Source organism: Streptomyces sp. NPDC053513 (assembly GCF_044544765.1).
In the GTDB taxonomy this organism is placed as follows: domain Bacteria; phylum Actinomycetota; class Actinomycetes; order Streptomycetales; family Streptomycetaceae; genus Streptomyces; species Streptomyces litmocidini.
The window spans coordinates 277613-293015 of the sequence record NZ_JBITXP010000007.1 but is presented as its reverse complement, the minus strand read 5'-3'; the positions used below and the strand labels follow the sequence as shown (position 1 = coordinate 293015).

The window sequence follows — 15403 nt, the reverse complement described above, 5'->3', positions numbered from 1 at the left end:
CTTTCAGCCGAGGGACGCGACGAGCCGGCCGACCGTCTCGGCCGGCGTGGGCATCGCGAGCAGTTCGTCCCTGACCTGCCGCGCGTTCTCGCGCAGGCGCGCGTCGTCGAGCAGCGTCCGGCACTCGGCGGCACCGAGGGTCCCGGGCTCCGCCACGATCCCGATGCCGCGGGCGGGCAGCAGGTCCGCGCCGGTCTGCTGGTAGGAGCCGCGCGGGATGACGCACTGCGGGAGGCCGGCGGCGGCGGCCGTCAGCATGGTTCCGCTGCCGCCGTGGTGGATGATCGCGTCGCAGCTGTCCAGGAGGATGTCGAGCGGGGCCCAGTCGACCAGGCGGACGTTGGGCGGGACGTCTTCGAGCAGCTCGGGGTCGCCACCGCCGAGGGTCAGGACGAATTCGGCGTCCAGGCCCCTGACCGCCTCCATGAGCGGACCGAGGATCGCGATGCCGCCCCACTGGGCCTCGATGGTGCCGAGGGTGACGGCGATGCGCGGCCCGCGTGCGGGTTCCCTCAGCCACTCGGGCAGGACGGCCCCGCCGTTGTAGGGCACGTGGCGCAGCGACCGGGCCCCGGGCGTGCGGCGGTCCTCGGGGAGCAGGGCGGTGAGGCTCGGCGGGAGGGTGGTGAGGGGCACGGTGGCCGGGGGTTCGTCGGTGACGCCGTGGCGGGCCCAGTGAGGTTCCATGCCGGCCCGGAGCAGGGTGCGCAGGCGGGCACCGCTGTCGTACGAGCCGAGGCGGGGCTCGATCAGCGGGACGCGCAGCGCGGCGGCGAGGAGCCGGCCGGCGCCCTGGAGGGGCGGTGCGACGACGAGCTCGGGCGACCAGTCACGGGCCGCCGCCAGCGCACCGTCCACCATGACGCCGGACACCCTGGCGAAGAGCGTGGCCAGTTCGGCGTCCTCGGGGTCCTCGGCGAACATGGGGTGGTCGGCCGTGCCGTCGGCCGCCCCCGGCTCCTGTGGCAGGTACACGGGCAGGTAGTCCAGGCCGGGGGTGACGTCCACGACGTCGAAGCCCGCCTCGGCGGCGGCCAGGCTGAGTCCGCCCGTCGCGTACCGGACGCGGTGACCGGCCGCGCGGAAGGCCTGGGCGAGGGGGATGGTCGGGAAGAGGTGGCCGAGGCCCGGAGAGGTCACGAACAGGACGCGCATGCTGCCCCCAGCCAGAGGTCGTCGGGCGGATCGTCAAGGGGTGCGGAGCGCCGTGGCGACGGCCCGGTCCGGAGGCCGCGCCGCGCGGAACTCACGGGGCGACCCCGAGGAAGAGGCCCCGGCCGGAGTGCGGGCCGGGGATGTACTCGACGGCGAGGCCGGCCGCCCGGAACGCGGTCTCGTAGGCCTCGCGGGTGAACAGGGAGATGCGGTGGGTCTCGGTGAAGTGCCGGGCGCCGCCCCGGGCGTCGGCCACCACGTAGTGGACGTCCATCCGGCACGCGGTCCCCTCGCGGGTGGAGTGCGAGACCCGGGCCACGGTCCGGCCCGCCGCCGTGGTCACGTCCGCCGAGACATGTCCGTCGAGGTAGGTCTCGGGGAACCACCAGGGGTCCACCGCCACCACCCCCTTCGCCGTCAGGTGGCGGGCGAACGAGGCGAGGGCGGCGTGGAGTTCGGCCTCGGTGGTCGCGTAGCCGATGGACCCGAACATGCAGGTGACCACGTCGAACCGGGCGTCGAGGTCGAAGGCGCGCATGTCGCCGACGTGGACGGGGACGTCCGGCAGCGCGCGGCGCGCCGCGTGGACCATCGGCTCGGACAGTTCGATCCCCGCGACGCGGTCGAAGAACCCGGCGAAGTGGCGCAGGTGCGCTCCGGTGCCGCAGGCGACGTCGAGCAGGGAACTCGCGTGCGGCCGCAGCCGGAGCACACGTCGGGTCAGCTCCCTCGCCTCGGCTCCGTAGTCCTTGCCGCGGCTCTCGTGGATCAGATCGTGGATCTCGGTGAGGTCAGCGCCGTACATGGACGGATCGTCGGAAGGACGGCTGGAGAAACCGCCCAGGACGGGTGGAGGCGGTGCCGGTGCGGGGTCGATCGGGCGGCGACCGTTTCACCAGCGCGCGCGGTCACCGTCGGCCGGACGGGATCGAAGAGGGACCGGGCCGGACCCGCGCGGGACCCGGACGAAGGGAGGGCCGACGTGGACGTCGGGGAGATCTTGGCGGAGCTGGAGCGCTATCTGGGGCCGGACGCGGAGGCGTTGAGCCTGCCGCCGGCGGCCTTCACCTCACCGGAGCTGTGGGAGGCGGAGCGGGAGCGGGTGTTCGGTCGTTCCTGGGTGCTGGTGGCCCACGTGGACGAGCTCGCGGAGGCCGGGGCGTACGTGGCGCTGTCGGTGGCGGGCGAGCCGGTCGTGGTCGTCCGGGGCGAGGACGGGGAGCTGCGCGGGCTGTCGCCGGTGTGCCGGCACCGGTTGATGCCGGTGGTGGAGGAGGGCGCGGGCCGCACGGACGTCTTCACCTGTCCGTACCACCTGTGGCGGTACGGACTGGACGGCCGTCTGGTCGGCGCCACCTACATGAAGCGGAATCCGGCCTTCGATCCGGCCACGTGCCGGCTGCCGCAGTTCGCGGTGGAGGAGTGGCGGGGATTCGTCTTCGTGAACCTCGACGCCTCGGCCGAGCCCCTGGGGCCGCACCTGCGGCGGATCGACGAGGACCTGGCCAACTACCGGCTGCCGGAGCTCACCCAGGTCGCCGGCTGGACCGAGGAATGGCACTGCAACTGGAAGGTCGCCGTCGAGAACGCGCACGAGAACTACCACGTCATGGGCTTCCACCCGGAGACCCTGCAGCCGACCACGCCGGGCGGGGCGGAGACGACGGTCCGCGCGGACTCGCCGTGGGCCGACAGCATGCGGGTGCGGTACGCGACGCCCCTGGAGCCGGCGTTCCTGGACCTCACCGAGGAGGAGCGGGCCCATCTGTACGGCTTCTTCACCTTCCCCTCGGGCAGCCTCGCCGCTTCGGGCGACATGGTGATCTGGCTCAGCCTGATCCCGTCGGCCCTCGACCGCACCCTGGTCCGGGGTGGGGTGTTGATGCCCGCGGCCATGATCGAGGGCCAGGACCGCGAGTCCGTACGGAAGGGGGCCGAGGCCTACGCCGCCGTGATCAACGGCGAGGACCGGCGGGGCCTGGAGGCGGTCCAGCGTGGCGCCGGCTCCCGCTTCGCCGAGCGGGGCCACCTCTCCCCCAAGGAACCAGGGGTGCTCCTCTTCTACCGCTCCCTGGCCCGGGCGCTGCTCCGCGAGAACGCCGACTGGCCCGGCGGACTCTGAACCCCCCGACGGCCCGGCAGAGGAAAACCCCGGCTCAGCGCACCCTCCCCCGCGCCTTCAGCTGGGTCGCCGGGACCTCCGGGGCGTCCAGGCGGTCGCCGTCGTAGCCCTTCACCTCGCCGAAGCGGTCGCCCGACATCCAGTCCTCGCGCGCCTGGCGGATCTCCTCGTCCGTGCGGCCCACGAAGTTCCACCACCACTTGATCCGTCGACGTTTCCTCAGGTCAGAGGCGACCTAGTCCATCAAAGTCAGCAAAAGTCAGCATCGGAGTGCCTCTGGACGGCCGATTCAGCCCGTAGTCCAGCCGCTGTTTGCGGGGGCAGGTAGCAAGGATCAATGCGGGTCATCCGGTCGCAGTCGACGAGGTGCAGCGGAGGCTCCCGGGGCGCGGTGCGCGCCCCGGGAGCCTCCGGAAGGCCGGCCGTCCTGCGCGGAGGACTAGAGCGCGATCCACTCGGTGGAGGCGGTGACCTCCTTCAGGACGTCCGGGAGCGGCTCGATGCCGAGCCCCGGGCCCGTCGGGACGTCGAGGTGGCCGTCCGCGAGGACGAACGGTTCCGTGATGTCCGTGGCGAAGTAGCGGTGCGAGCCCGAGGTGTCGCCGGGGAGGGTGAAGCCGGGGAGGGCGGCGAGGGCGACGTTGGCGGCGCGGCCGATGCCGGTCTCCAGCATGCCGCCGCACCAGACGGGGACGCCGTGGGCGCGGGCGATGTCGTGGATGCGGCGGGCTTCGAGGTAGCCGCCGACGCGGGCCGGCTTGATGTTGATGATCGAGCAGGCGCCCAGCGAAATGGCCGCGGCGGCGTCGGCGGCGGACTCGATGGACTCGTCCAGGCAGATCGGGGTGCGCAGCAGCTTGGCGAGCTGGGCGTGCTGGACCATGTCGTCGTTGGCGAGGGGCTGTTCGATCAGCAGCAGGCCGAAGTCATCCAGCTTCGCGAGCTGTTGGGCGTCGACCAGGGTGTACGCGGCGTTGGCGTCGACCTGGAGGAGGAGGTCGTCGCCGAAGCGTTCGCGGACGGCGCGGACCGGCTCGACGTCCCAGCCGGGCTCGATCTTCAGCTTGATCCGGACGTAGCCCTCGGCGACGTATCCCTCCACCGCGTCCAGCAGCTCGGGTATCGAGTCCATGATGCCGACGGAGACGCCGCAGGGGACGCGGTCGCGGGAGGCGCCGAGGTGGGAGGCGAAGGATTCACCGGCCGAGCGGAGTTGGGCGTCGAGGACTGCCGTCTCCAGGACCGACTTCGCCATGTGGTGGCCGGTGAAGGGTTCCAGCGCGCGGCCGACGGTGGCCGCGTCCACGCCCTCCTTCGGCAGGGCCGGGACGAGGAAGCGACGCAGGACGTCCTGGGCCCCGTCGACGTACTCGGAGCAGTAGCGCGGTTCGGACATGGCCGCGCACTCGGCCCAGCCTTCCGTGCCGTCGGAGGTGACGACGCGGACGAGCAGGACGTCGCGGCTGGTCTCGACGCCGAAGGAGGTTCGGAAGGGGGCGACGAGCGGCATCGCGATGCGGCGCAGTTCGACGCCGGAGATCTTGGTCTTCATGTGCGGGTGACTCCTGGTCGGTTGTTCAGGCCGTGCGGTGGACGACGTAGCTGCGGCGGTCATGGAAGCCCGCGACGCGGGCGCCCTCGGCGAGCAGGCCGCCGAGGACGTGCCGTACGGCGAGCCGCCATTCGCGGGCGGCGCCCGGGTCGGTGCGGCGCAGGGACTCGACGTCGTCGGGGAGATCGATGAGGACGGTGCCGGCGTCGGTCGGGGCGATCACGGGACGGCCGTCCTGGTTGCGGACGGCACGTACGGTGTCGGCGGGCAGGTCGAAGGTGTACGGCCCCGCGGGCGCGGTCAGGTCCCAGGCGGTCAGGACGCGGTCGGACTCGTCGCCGCCGTTGATGGCGTCGTCCATGGCGCCGTAGAAGGACGGCAGGTACTCCTCGGGGCGGGCGCCGAGTTTGACGAGGTTGAAGTGGGCGTTGCGGCGGATCAGCGGGTCGTAGGTCCAGGTGATGCGCTTCAGTCCGCGGTCGAGGGCCCATCGGCGCTGGTGCAGCTTGAGGGCGAGGCCGATGCCCCGTCCCTGGGAGGCGCCGGTGATGTGGGAGTGCAGGGTGGTGCCGACGGGGTCGCCGTAGAAGCCGACGGAGGCACCGACCAGGTGGCCCTGCTCGTAGGCGCCGGCCACGTAGTTGCCCGCGTGGGACAGGGCGCGCATCACCTCGGCGGAGACGGGCGGGCTGTCGGAGGCCGTGCCCCAGATGTCGGTGTAGAGGCGGCTGACGGTGTCGAGGTCCTCCATGGTGTGGAGTTCCCGGACGTCGAGTGCGGTCACTGCATCGCTCCGACGAGGTGGGCCAGGAGCCGGGCGCGGTCCGGCATCGTGGCGGTGACGACGTGTTCGTGGTCGGCGTGGGCGCCGTCGCCGACGGCGCCGAGGCCGTCGAGGGTGGGGCAGCCGACTCCGGCGGTGTAGTTGCCGTCCGAGGCGCCGCCGACGGTTGCCTGCCGGAGGGGTTCGAGGCCGAGGCGAACGGCGATGTCGCCGGCCAGGGCGAAGAGCCCGCGGGAGGCGTCGGGGTCCAGGGGCGGACGGTTGGGGCCGCCGGTGATCTCCAGGCGCGCGTCGGGGTGTTCGGGTCGCAGGGCCCTGATGAGCTGGTCGACCGCGTCCTGGGCGGCGGCGCTGGGAACGCGTACGTCCACACCGAGGCCGGCCCGGGCAGGAACGGTGTTGTTCGCGGTGCCGGCCGACATCACGGTGGGAGTGACCGTCGTCCCGGGGCCGGCCTCGGCGGTCACCGTGTCGGCGATCCGGCTCAGGGAGAGGACGTGGTGGGCGAGTTCGGTCGCCGCGTTGACGCCCTTCTCGGGTTCGAGCCCGGAGTGGGCGGCGCGGCCGTGGACGGTGATGTCGTAGAGGGAGACGCCCTTGCGGCCGGTCTTCAGGGCTCCCCCGGGCGCCGGCGGCTCCAGGACGAAGGTCGCGGCGCACTGCCGTGCCAGGTCCTCGATGAGCACGCGGGAGGTGTCCGAACCGACCTCCTCGTCGCCCGTGACCAGGACGCAGATCCCGTCGAGGGACGGCAGGGCGGCCAGTGCGTGGAACATCTGGACCAGGCCGCCCTTCATGTCGAAGACGCCCGGGCCTCGGGCGATGCCCTGCTCCACCTTCCAGGGGTGGGTCTTGAGGGAGCCGATCGGCCAGACGGTGTCGTGGTGGCCCAGGAGCAGCACGCGAGGGGTGCCGAAGGTCCATTGGACGTGGGTGACGCCGTCGATCACCAGCGTCTCCGCGCGGGTGCCGAGCAAGCGGGCGCCCTGCTCGGCGACCACCCTGGCGCTGCGTGCGACGGCGGCGTGGTCGGCGGAGTACGACTCGCAGGTCACGAGCTCTTCGAGGTCGGTGAGCATGGCGTCGAGAGCGGGCGTGGGGGTGGACAGGTGGTCCGTTCGCAGGGGGTGGGGTTCGTGGTCAACCGGCACGGTGGGTCCTCCAGGTCGGGATGTCCGCCACGCTAGGCAGGCCCGCGATGGCCCGGTTGGTGTCGTGGTGACAACCTGGGCGCCCGGTTCGTACCGGGGACCCAACATCGGTGGAACGGGCGGGGGGGGGGGGGGGGGGGGGGCGGGGGGGTGGGGGGGGGGGGGGGGGGGGGGGGGGGGGGGGGGGGGGGGGGGGGGGTGCCGCCCGCCGCCGGGCGGTGGGTCCCCACAACCCCACCCGCGGGGGCCGGGCGGCGCGGCCGGCCCCCCCCCCCCCCCCCCCCCCCCCCCCCGCCGCGGTGCAGGTCGTCAGCCCATGTGCTTGGTCATGAGCTGCCGCATGTTGCCGCCGAGGATCTTCAGGACGTCCGCCTCCGGCAGCCCTCGGCGGACCAGTGCCTCGGTCACCAGGGGCATTCCGGCAGGGCCTTCGAGTCCGGGGAAGTCGAACATCGGGTCCTCGTCGTCGAGGCTTTCACAGCAGGGCGGTGTGACGTCGTGCATGACCTCGCGGACGAAGTCCGAGCCGAGGCCGACGTGGTCGATCCCGGCGACGGAGACGATGTGCTCGATGTGGTCGACGATCCGGTCGGCGCTCACCTTCGCCTGGTCGTCGGTGAGGAAGTCCGGTACGAAGTTCACGCACACCACGCCGCCGGTGGCGGCCACGCCCCGGATCTGGTCGTCGGTGAGGTTGCGGTGGTGGTCGCGCAGGGCACGGGCGCACGAGTGGGTGGCGATCAGCGGCCGGGTGGCCAGTTCCAGGACGTGGGCGACACCACTGGCGCCCAGGTGGGAGATGTCGAAGAGCATCCCGAGGCGCTCCATCTCGTGCACCGCCTCGACGCCGGGCGCGGTGAGCCGGCTGCCGGTGGCGTCCTCGCGGCTGCCGTCGGCGAGCGGGGTGCGCCCCCAGTGGGCGATCGAGGCGATCCGTACGCCGAGCCGGAAGAGGGTGGGGAAGAGTTCGACGGAGGCGTCGATGCCGGGGGCGCTCTCCAGGGCCAGGACCAGCGCGACCTTCCCCTCGGCGAGGGCAGCGTCGATGTCGGCGCCGTCACGGCACAGCGCGACCTGGTCGGCGTTGGCCTCGGCGAGGACGTGGGCGCACTCGATCATGCGGAGGGTCTGCCGCAGCGCCCCCTCGGGACGATACTGGTCGTCGATGAACACGGGCAGGACCTGGATGTCGATGCCGCCCTCGCGCAGCTGCGGCAGCCAGCGTTCGCGGAAGAAGGGGCCCCAGCGCTTCGGGGGGCGGGCGGCGACGGCCATGAGGAGGTCGTTGTGCGCGTCGGCGACGACGGCGCGGTGGTGAAGGTCGTGGGACACGAAAAGACCTTTCGGAGGCGGGAGCGCGTCCGGCGGCCCCTGGAAGGGGTGGCGGGCCACCGGACGCGAGGGAGGAGGAGCGTGGGGCTCAGACGTGGGCGAGGCGCGGTACCGCGTCGAGCAGGGTGCGGGTGTACGCGTGCCGGGGCGTCCCGATCACGTCCTCGACGGGGCCGGACTCCACGAGCCGGCCGTGGTGCATGACGGCGACGTCATCACAGACGTAGCGCACGACGGCGAGGTTGTGCGAGATGAACAGCATGGTCAGGCCGAGCTCGCCGCGCAATTCGCGCAGCAGGTTGAGGACGGCTCCCTGGACGGAGACGTCGAGGGCTGAGGTGATCTCGTCGGCGATGAGCAGTTCGGGCTGTGCCGCGAGGGCGCGGGCGATGGCGACGCGCTGGCGCTGGCCGCCGGAGAGTTCGCGGGGGTACTTGCCCGCGTACGTGGCGGGGAGGGCGACCAGTTCGAGGAGCCGCCCGACCTCCGCCGTCCGCTGGGCGCGCGGGACGCGGGTGCCTTCGGCGATGGCGTCGCCGACGCTCATGCGCGGGTTCAGCGAGGAGTACGGGTCCTGGAAGACCATCTGGGCGCGGCCGGGCGCGACGCCGGTGACCGTCCCCCGGTACGGGGTCAGGCCGGCCACCGCGCGGGCGAGGGTGGACTTCCCGGAGCCGGACTCCCCGACGAGACCGGTCACGGACCCCTTCGGCACCTCCAGGCTGACGCCGTCGACGGCGGTGACGGAGCCGTATCGGACGGTGAGTCGGTCGATGTTCACAGGACCTCCCAGCAGGCCACGGAGTGGTCTTCCGTACGGGCGAGCAGCTTGGGCCGGATCGCGCAGCGGGCGGTGGTGAAGGCGCACCGGTCGGCGAAGGCACAGCCGTCGCCGACGTCGCCGGGCGCGGGCTGGCGGCCGGGGATGGTGGTGAGGGGGCCCGACCGGTCGGTCTCCATGTCGGGAAGGGAGCCGACGAGGGCGCGGGTGTAGGGGTGACGGGCGAGGTGGAGGGCGTCGGCGGGGAGTTCCTCGACGATGCGGCCCGCGTACATGACGGCGATCCGGTCGCACAGTTCGCTGACGACGGCGATGTCGTGGGAGATGAACAGGGCGCCCGCCCGCGTCTCGTCGACCGCCTCGCGCAGGACCCGCAGCACCTCGCGCTGGACGGTGACGTCGAGGGCGGTGGTGGGCTCGTCCGCGATGATCAGGCGGGGCGTGCCCATGAGGCCCATGGCGATGACGGCGCGCTGGCGCATACCGCCGGACAGTTCGTGCGGGTACCGCTTGGCAACGTCGGCGGGGTGCTTGATGCGGACTCGGTCGAGGCGTTCGACGGCGCGGGCCCGTGCCTCGGTGCGGGTGGCTCCGCCGTGCAGGGTGGCCACTTCCGCGAGCTGGCCGCCGACCCGCAGGGCCGGGTTGAGCGAGGAGGTGGGGTCCTGGAAGACCATCGCCAGCGACGAACCGAGCAGCTTGCGGCGCTCCGCGTCCGTGAGGCCGTCCAGGTCCACCCCACCGAGCCGCGTGCGGGCGCTGCCGGCGAGGCCGGGGTAGGGCACGATCTGTCCGATGGCGGCGGCGGTCATGCTCTTGCCGCTGCCCGATTCGCCCACCAGGCCGACGATCTCGCCCTGGCGGACGGTCAGCGACACCTGGCGTACGGGGGTGATGTCGCCGGGGAAGACGACGGTCAGGTCCCGGACCTCCAGGACGGCTCCGGGCACGGGCTCGTCCCGGGCGGGGGTCACCACGGGCGCGACGGGCTTGCCGAGCGGTGCGCGGGTGTGGGCGGCGGCCTTCGCGAAGGTGTCGCCGAGGAGCATGAAGCCGAGCCCCGCGAGGGTGACGGCGAGCGCCGGCGCGACGACCACGGACGGGGTGACGTAGACGTGCCCGAAGGCTTCGTTGAGCAGCCGGCCCCAGTCGTACGAGGGTGCCTGGACGCCCATGCCGAGAAAGGACATCGCGGACAGGCCAAGGAGGGCGCCGCCCATGACCTGGGCGGTGTTGAGGATGAGCGGCTCGGCGATGTTGGGGAGGATGTGCCGGGTGAGGATGCGGCGGCGGGGCACGCGCAGCATGCGGGCCGCGGCGATGTAGTCGGATCCGGCGACGGTCGCCGTCATGGTGTGGGTGAGCCGGGCGAAGGTCGGTGCGAGGGCCACGCCGATGCCGAGCACGGCGCCCTGTGCTCCGAGGCCGGCGATGACGGCGGTGAACATGGCGAGCAGCAGGGTGGGGAAGGCCACCAGGAGGTCGACCGTGGCGACGACCGCGCGGCCGGCCGGTCGCGGCAGGACCTGCGGCAGGGTGCCGAGCAGGATTCCGGAGACGGTGCCGATGAGAGTGGCCAGGAACGCCAGGCCCAGGGTCAGCCGGGTGGCGACGAGGGTCCGGGCCAGCAGGTCACGGCCGAGGGCGTCGGTCCCGAGCAGGTGCGCGGACGAGGCTCCCTGACTGATCTCCTCCGGGTTGATCCGGGCTGCGGCGTCCTCCCAGATCATGGGGCCGACGACGGCGAGAAGGACCATGAGGGCGACGAGTACGGCGCCCAGCAGGCCGACGGGGTTTCTCAGCAGGCGGCGCATCAGCCCTCCCTGCGGGTGGAGGCGGACGGGGTGGACAGTGTCGACTTGGGATCGAGGAACCCGAGCAGGAGGTCGACGAGGAAGTTGACGACGAGGACGAGGGCGCCGTAGACGAGGATCATGGCCTGCGCCACGGGGTAGTCCTTCTGCGTGATGGCCTCGACGGTGCGCAGCCCGAGGCCGGGCCACGCGAAGACGTTCTCGACCAGGACGCTTCCGGTGATCAGTCCGCTGAGCAGCAGGCCGCCCATGGTCAGGGTCGCGGTGAGGGTGTTGGGCAGCAGGTGGACCGCGTACAGCCGCCGGGCGGGCAGCCGCTTGGCGCGGGCCAGGCGCATGTAGTCGGTGTCCAGTTCGCGCAGGGTCTCCACCCGGGCGAAGCGGGCGATCATCGCCGCCGGGGCGATGGCAAGCGCCGTGACGGGCAGGACGAAGGAGGCGGGCCCGGTCAGACCGGCGGGCGGGAACAGGCCGAGCCCCAGGGCGAGGACGAGCAGCAGCGCCAGACCGTAGAGGTATTCGGGGATGGCGACGGCCGCGCCGGTGAGCGTGGTGAAGGCGGTCTCGGTGCCGCGCCGGCGTCCGTTGTGGGTGCGGACGGCGGCCCACAGGCCCAGCGGCACGGCCACGGCGAGGGCGACGAGGGTGGCGAGGACGGCGAGGGCCAGGGTGTTGGGCAGGCCCTCGCCGATGATGTCGCTCACCGGCTGGGCGGAGAAGAACGAGGTGCCAAGGTCACCTGAGGCAAGGTCGCGGACGTAGTGCGTGAACTGGGTGAACAGGGGATCGTCCAGGCCGAGTTCGCTCCGGCGCTGTGCGACGAGTTCCTTCGGGGCGGTCGGGCCGAGCATCTTGCGCAGCGGGTCGCCGGGGATCAGGTGGATCATCGCGAACGAGGCCACGACGAGAACGGCGAGCGAGCCGGCCAGCCGGAGCAGCTGTCGGGCGAAGAAGGCCGGCGTGAGCCGGCGGTGGCGGCGCGGCGCAGCGGCGACGGGCGTTTGGTGCGGGGTGAGCACGTCAGATGGGGTGGTCACTTCCGTCCTCCCGTCATGCGGATCGACGTCGGGTCGAAGAGCCCCGCCGTGATGCGGAAGGTGGCGTTGTGGGCTGCGGTGGTGAGGGTCTTGTCGACGACGGGGACGAGATCGACGTTGTCGATCAGCGCGCTCTCCGACCGGGCCCACAGGGCGCAGCCCGACGTTCCCGGAAGCTTGCTCGCCTCAGCGGTGAGTTCCTCGTACGTCGTGTTGGTGAGGTGGGCGAAGTTGCCGCCCTCGGGGGTGAAGGGGCCGGACAACGAACCGATGAGCTGCGTGGGCAGGGTGACGCCGAGCGAGACCCAGTCCACGTCCCAGTCCTGGGTGACCGCTTCCACCTCGTCGTAGGCGGCGTCCGACAGGGCCCGCAGCCGCACGTCGACGCCGACCTTCTTCCATGCCTCGGCCAGGTACTCGGCCGCGGCGGCCATGCTCTCGCCGCCGAAGGTGCCGTAGATCATGCGGATGGTGAGCCTCTTTCCTTCCTTCGTCCGGAAGCCGTCGGGGCCTTTGCGCCAGCCGGCCGCGTGGAGCGCCGAGCCGGCCGCGATGGGGTCGAAGGCGGGCAGGTGGCCGGTGACCGTGTCATCGGGGCAGGGGTTCGGCTTCAGGACCAGACCGGTGGGCCGTTGTCCGGTGCCGCCGGTGGAGATCGCGCCGAGGGCGTGCAGGTCGACCGCCTGGAGCAGCGCCTTGCGGACGGCCGGGTCGTGTCCGGGGTGTCCCTTGCCCTGGTGGAAGAAGAACTCCTGGGTGCCGTTGGCCTGCACGGTGGTGGTCACGCCGGGGACGTTGGTCACCCGGGCACGGTCGGGGCCGGCGAACTGCGCGGCGTTCAGCTGGTGGGAGAGCAGCAGGTTGGCCGCGGTCGACTCGCTGCCGACGACCTTGAGGACGACCGAGCCCGGCATGGCGGGATCGGATGCCGTGGCTCCGCCGGGTCCCCAGGCGTAGTCCGTGCGCCGCGTGAACGTGTAGCTCTGGTTCGGCCGGGCCTCCGTGAGCTGGAAGGGGCCCGATCCGGAGGTTCCGCTCTTGAGCAGGGAGCGATCCTTCAGGCCCTTGCCGCAGACCATGAACAGGTACCGGGTGCTCTGCAGGATGAGCGCGAACGGCTCGGGCGTGGCAAGAGTGACCGTACCCGCCTGGTCATCGGCCTTCGCGGTCAGGCCTTCGGGGACCACGACACCGATGGCGGGCGACTTGGTGGCCGGATCGGTGATGTGGTCGACGTTCGCGGCGATCGTGCTCGGCGTCACCGGGCTGCCGTCCGCGCAGGTGACGCCGCGGCGCAGGGTGAAGGTGACCGACGACGGCCTGACATCCCACTTCTGGGCCAGGCCCGAGACGATGCGGCCGTCGGGGTCGATGTTCACCAGTGTGTCGTAGGCGAGCGACAGGGCGGTGTACGTGGTGCTGTTCTGGAACTGGGCCGGATCGAGCAGACCCGGGTCGGTCTTGATCGCGAAGGTGAAGGCGTCGCCGCCGGACGACCCGGCCTGCGCGACGCTGCCGCAGCCGGCCGCAAGCAGGGACGCCGCGAGACAGGCGGATATCGCCTTGGCTCTTTTCATCGAGGGCTTCATAGGGGGACTCCTTGGAGCGGGAGAGTTGCCCCACAGTCGCGGCTCGTGGCCGGAATTGATTCAGTCAGGGCGACGAAAGCGGCGGTGCTTGTTGGGTGCGGGATCCGAAGTTGGGCACCGGGGCTGAAGACACGAGGGCCCCGGGCCGCGGGAAAGCGGTCCGGGGCGGTCTGGGGCCGGACGAGTTCGTACGGCACCGGTGGCTCGTTCATGTCCGGGTACGGAGATGGTCCACGGCGGCCCTGGCGACGCGCCCGATCGCACGGTCGGCGAGGGGCTGCCGGGTGGCCGCGGTCGAGGTGCGCAGGAAGACGCCGACGGCGTACCGCTTGCCGTCCGGGTACGCGATCACGCCGGCCTCGTTGCGTACGGCGAAGTCGGTGCCCGTCTTGCCCGCGAGCCGCACGTCCGGTTCGGGGAAGCCCGAGACGAGGCGGTGCTGCCATACCTGCTGTCCCATGATGTCCCGGACCTCGGCGCAGGCGCTCGCCGGCCCGGCCTCGTCGTGCCAGATCGCGGCGAGCAATGCGGTCACCTCGCGCGGGGTGCTCGACGGGCTGGTGCCGGGGGCGCAGGCGCGCAGGGCGAGAAGCCGTTCGTCCGGAACGCCGACGAGCTGGTCGTCGAGGGAGCGGTCGGGATCGAGCCCCAGTTCCTGGCGGATGTCGTCGTCCAGGGCGGCGCAGGAGGAGAACCCGAAATCGGGAAAGCCCAGTTCGTCGAGGGTCGCGCGGACGCGGTCGGTTCCGACGATGTCCAGGAGGAGGTCGGTGGCGGCGTTGTCGCTGATCGTCATCATCATGAACGCGAGGTCGCGGGCGCTCATCTCGACGTCGTACGCGCAGCCGTCCGTGCCGCTGCCGCCCGCCCGGTACGCGGCGGTGACCGTATGGCGCTGGGCCGGGTCGAGTTCCCCTGTCGCCACCTGCCGGGCGTACTCCAGGGCGATGGGGATCTTGAAGACGGAGGCGAGCACCACCTGGGTGTCGGCGCCGTGGTCGAACTCGGCACCCGTGTCGAGGTCGCGGACGTGGACGAAGCCTTCGACACCGGCCCGGGCGAAGGTGGACGAGAGCGTGGTGCGGACCTGGTCGGCGCCTGCCGTCCGCGCGGCTGTGGTCATGTCGTCTCCTCGGGTGTGGCGGCGGCCGGGGCTCGGCGCAGGTGGTCGACCGCGGTCCGTGCGGCGCGGCCGATCGCGGCGTCGGCGGCCGGGTTGCGACCGCCCAGGGCGGGGGTGCGCAGGAAGACCGCGACGGCGTAGCGGCCCCCGTCGGGGTACTCGACAACGGCGGCTTCATTGAGGACGCCCCACAGGGAGCCGTTCTTGGCCGCGATGCGGACGTCGTCGTCGAAGCCCGCGACGAGGCGGTGGACGGACAGCCGATGGCTCATGAGCTCGCGGACCTCGGCGCAGGCTTCGGCCGGTCCGGCCCGGTCGCGCCAGATCGCCGTCAGCATGGACGTGACCTCCCGGGGCGTACTGGACGCGGAGCGGGCGGGGTCGAGCATGGCCAGGCCCCTGATCCGGTTCTCGCCCACCCGGTCGAGCTGGGCGTCGATGTCGCCGTCCGGGTCGAGGCCGAGCTCCTCCCAGACGGGGTCCCACAGCTCGCGGTAGCGCCCGACGGGCAGGCGGGGGCAGCCGAGTTCGGCGGCGACGGCGCGTACCCGGTCCGTGCCGAGGATCTCCATGAGCTTGTCGGTGGCCGCGTTGTCGCTCATGGAGAGCATGAAGAAGGCGAGGTCGCGGGTGCTCAGGGTGACGTCGTGCCGGCAGCTGTCGGTGCCGATGCCACCGCCCTCGCGGTTGGCCGCGGTGATGGTGTGGCGGGCGGCCCGGTCGAGGGAGCCGGCCGCGGCCTGGCGGGCGTAGGCGACCGCGACGGCGATCTTCCGTATGGAGGCGACGATGACGGGGGCGTTGGCGCGGAAGGCGACCTCGCGGCCGCCGCCCTCACCGGCCCCGCCTTCGCCGCCGCCGTCGATGTCGCGGGCGTGGACGAAGCCCTCGACTCCCGCCTCGTCGAAGATCGTCCGGAGAGCGGAGGTCGCCGCGTCTGCGGTGGGGGGTGGTGCCATGGGG

14 protein-coding genes are annotated in these 15403 nt (G+C 72.4%); 1 reads left to right on the top strand and 13 read right to left on the bottom strand.

Annotated features, from left to right (window positions below):
* Positions 1 to 3 precede the first annotated feature (3 nt).
* Complete coding sequence (locus ACIGW4_RS15155) at positions 4 to 1155, bottom strand: nucleotide disphospho-sugar-binding domain-containing protein (protein WP_398706372.1); 1152 nt, start codon at positions 1153 to 1155, stop codon at positions 4 to 6.
* Positions 1156 to 1246: 91 nt separating this feature from the next.
* The gene (locus ACIGW4_RS15150) at positions 1247 to 1960 is read right to left on the bottom strand and encodes a class I SAM-dependent methyltransferase (RefSeq protein ID WP_399580738.1); all 714 of its coding nucleotides are present in this window, start codon (positions 1958 to 1960) and stop codon (positions 1247 to 1249) included.
* Between the two features lie 177 nt (positions 1961 to 2137).
* Between ACIGW4_RS15150 and ACIGW4_RS15145 the strand changes: the two genes are divergently transcribed.
* A complete protein-coding gene (locus ACIGW4_RS15145; protein ID WP_399580735.1) occupies positions 2138 to 3277 on the top strand; it encodes an aromatic ring-hydroxylating dioxygenase subunit alpha in 1140 nt (379 codons plus the stop codon).
* A gap of 34 nt (positions 3278 to 3311) precedes the next feature.
* Here the strand turns inward: ACIGW4_RS15145 and ACIGW4_RS15140 are convergent, their stop codons facing one another.
* The 11 genes from ACIGW4_RS15140 to ACIGW4_RS15090 form a co-directional block, all read right to left on the bottom strand.
* Positions 3312 to 3482 carry a pirin-like C-terminal cupin domain-containing protein gene (locus ACIGW4_RS15140; RefSeq protein WP_399580858.1) on the bottom strand — a complete coding sequence of 57 codons (171 nt, stop codon included), beginning with the start codon at positions 3480 to 3482 and terminating at the stop codon, positions 3312 to 3314.
* A 234-nt stretch (positions 3483 to 3716) separates the two neighbouring features.
* A complete protein-coding gene (gene menC, locus ACIGW4_RS15135; RefSeq protein ID WP_399580733.1) occupies positions 3717 to 4829 on the bottom strand; it encodes an o-succinylbenzoate synthase in 1113 nt (370 codons plus the stop codon).
* Between the two features lie 25 nt (positions 4830 to 4854).
* Complete coding sequence (locus tag ACIGW4_RS15130) at positions 4855 to 5613, bottom strand: GNAT family N-acetyltransferase (protein WP_399580731.1); 759 nt, start codon at positions 5611 to 5613, stop codon at positions 4855 to 4857.
* A complete protein-coding gene (locus ACIGW4_RS15125; RefSeq protein ID WP_399580855.1) occupies positions 5610 to 6692 on the bottom strand; it encodes a M20 family metallopeptidase in 1083 nt (360 codons plus the stop codon). Before ACIGW4_RS15125 ends, ACIGW4_RS15130 begins: the two co-directional genes overlap by 4 nt.
* A gap of 381 nt (positions 6693 to 7073) precedes the next feature.
* Positions 7074 to 8096 (bottom strand): dipeptidase, encoded by a 1023-nt coding sequence (locus ACIGW4_RS15120; RefSeq protein ID WP_399580729.1) that lies wholly within the window; start codon positions 8094 to 8096, stop codon positions 7074 to 7076.
* A gap of 88 nt (positions 8097 to 8184) precedes the next feature.
* Positions 8185 to 8877 carry an ABC transporter ATP-binding protein gene (locus ACIGW4_RS15115; protein WP_399580726.1) on the bottom strand — a complete coding sequence of 231 codons (693 nt, stop codon included), beginning with the start codon at positions 8875 to 8877 and terminating at the stop codon, positions 8185 to 8187.
* Positions 8874 to 10691 carry a dipeptide/oligopeptide/nickel ABC transporter permease/ATP-binding protein gene (locus ACIGW4_RS15110; protein ID WP_399580724.1) on the bottom strand — a complete coding sequence of 606 codons (1818 nt, stop codon included), beginning with the start codon at positions 10689 to 10691 and terminating at the stop codon, positions 8874 to 8876. Before ACIGW4_RS15110 ends, ACIGW4_RS15115 begins: the two co-directional genes overlap by 4 nt.
* A complete protein-coding gene (locus tag ACIGW4_RS15105; RefSeq protein ID WP_399580722.1) occupies positions 10691 to 11728 on the bottom strand; it encodes an ABC transporter permease in 1038 nt (345 codons plus the stop codon). The genes ACIGW4_RS15110 and ACIGW4_RS15105 overlap by 1 nt, the downstream gene beginning before the upstream one ends.
* Positions 11725 to 13305, bottom strand: a complete 1581-nt coding sequence (locus ACIGW4_RS15100; RefSeq protein ID WP_399580721.1) for an ABC transporter substrate-binding protein — start codon at positions 13303 to 13305, stop codon at positions 11725 to 11727. Before ACIGW4_RS15100 ends, ACIGW4_RS15105 begins: the two co-directional genes overlap by 4 nt.
* Before the next feature lie 220 nt (positions 13306 to 13525).
* Positions 13526 to 14440, bottom strand: coding sequence for a serine hydrolase (locus ACIGW4_RS15095; RefSeq protein WP_399580720.1), 915 nt, complete (start codon positions 14438 to 14440; stop codon positions 13526 to 13528).
* Positions 14437 to 15399, bottom strand: a complete 963-nt coding sequence (locus ACIGW4_RS15090; protein ID WP_399580718.1) for a serine hydrolase — start codon at positions 15397 to 15399, stop codon at positions 14437 to 14439. The genes ACIGW4_RS15095 and ACIGW4_RS15090 overlap by 4 nt, the downstream gene beginning before the upstream one ends.
* Positions 15400 to 15403: the final 4 nt, after the last annotated feature.

Excerpts from the sequence above, each read along its gene's own strand:
- ACIGW4_RS15095 (WP_399580720.1), bottom strand. The coding sequence starts at position 14,440 with ATGACCACAGCCGCGCGGACGGCAGGCGCCGACCAGGTCCGCACCACG.
- menC (WP_399580733.1), bottom strand. The coding sequence starts at position 4,829 with ATGAAGACCAAGATCTCCGGCGTCGAACTGCGCCGCATCGCGATGCCG.
- ACIGW4_RS15155 (WP_398706372.1), bottom strand. The coding sequence starts at position 1,155 with ATGCGCGTCCTGTTCGTGACCTCTCCGGGCCTCGGCCACCTCTTCCCG.
- ACIGW4_RS15100 (WP_399580721.1), bottom strand. The coding sequence starts at position 13,305 with ATGAAAAGAGCCAAGGCGATATCCGCCTGTCTCGCGGCGTCCCTGCTT.
- ACIGW4_RS15110 (WP_399580724.1), bottom strand. The coding sequence starts at position 10,691 with ATGCGCCGCCTGCTGAGAAACCCCGTCGGCCTGCTGGGCGCCGTACTC.
- ACIGW4_RS15150 (WP_399580738.1), bottom strand. The coding sequence starts at position 1,960 with ATGTACGGCGCTGACCTCACCGAGATCCACGATCTGATCCACGAGAGC.
- ACIGW4_RS15090 (WP_399580718.1), bottom strand. The coding sequence starts at position 15,399 with ATGGCACCACCCCCCACCGCAGACGCGGCGACCTCCGCTCTCCGGACG.
- ACIGW4_RS15125 (WP_399580855.1), bottom strand. The coding sequence starts at position 6,692 with ATGCTCACCGACCTCGAAGAGCTCGTGACCTGCGAGTCGTACTCCGCC.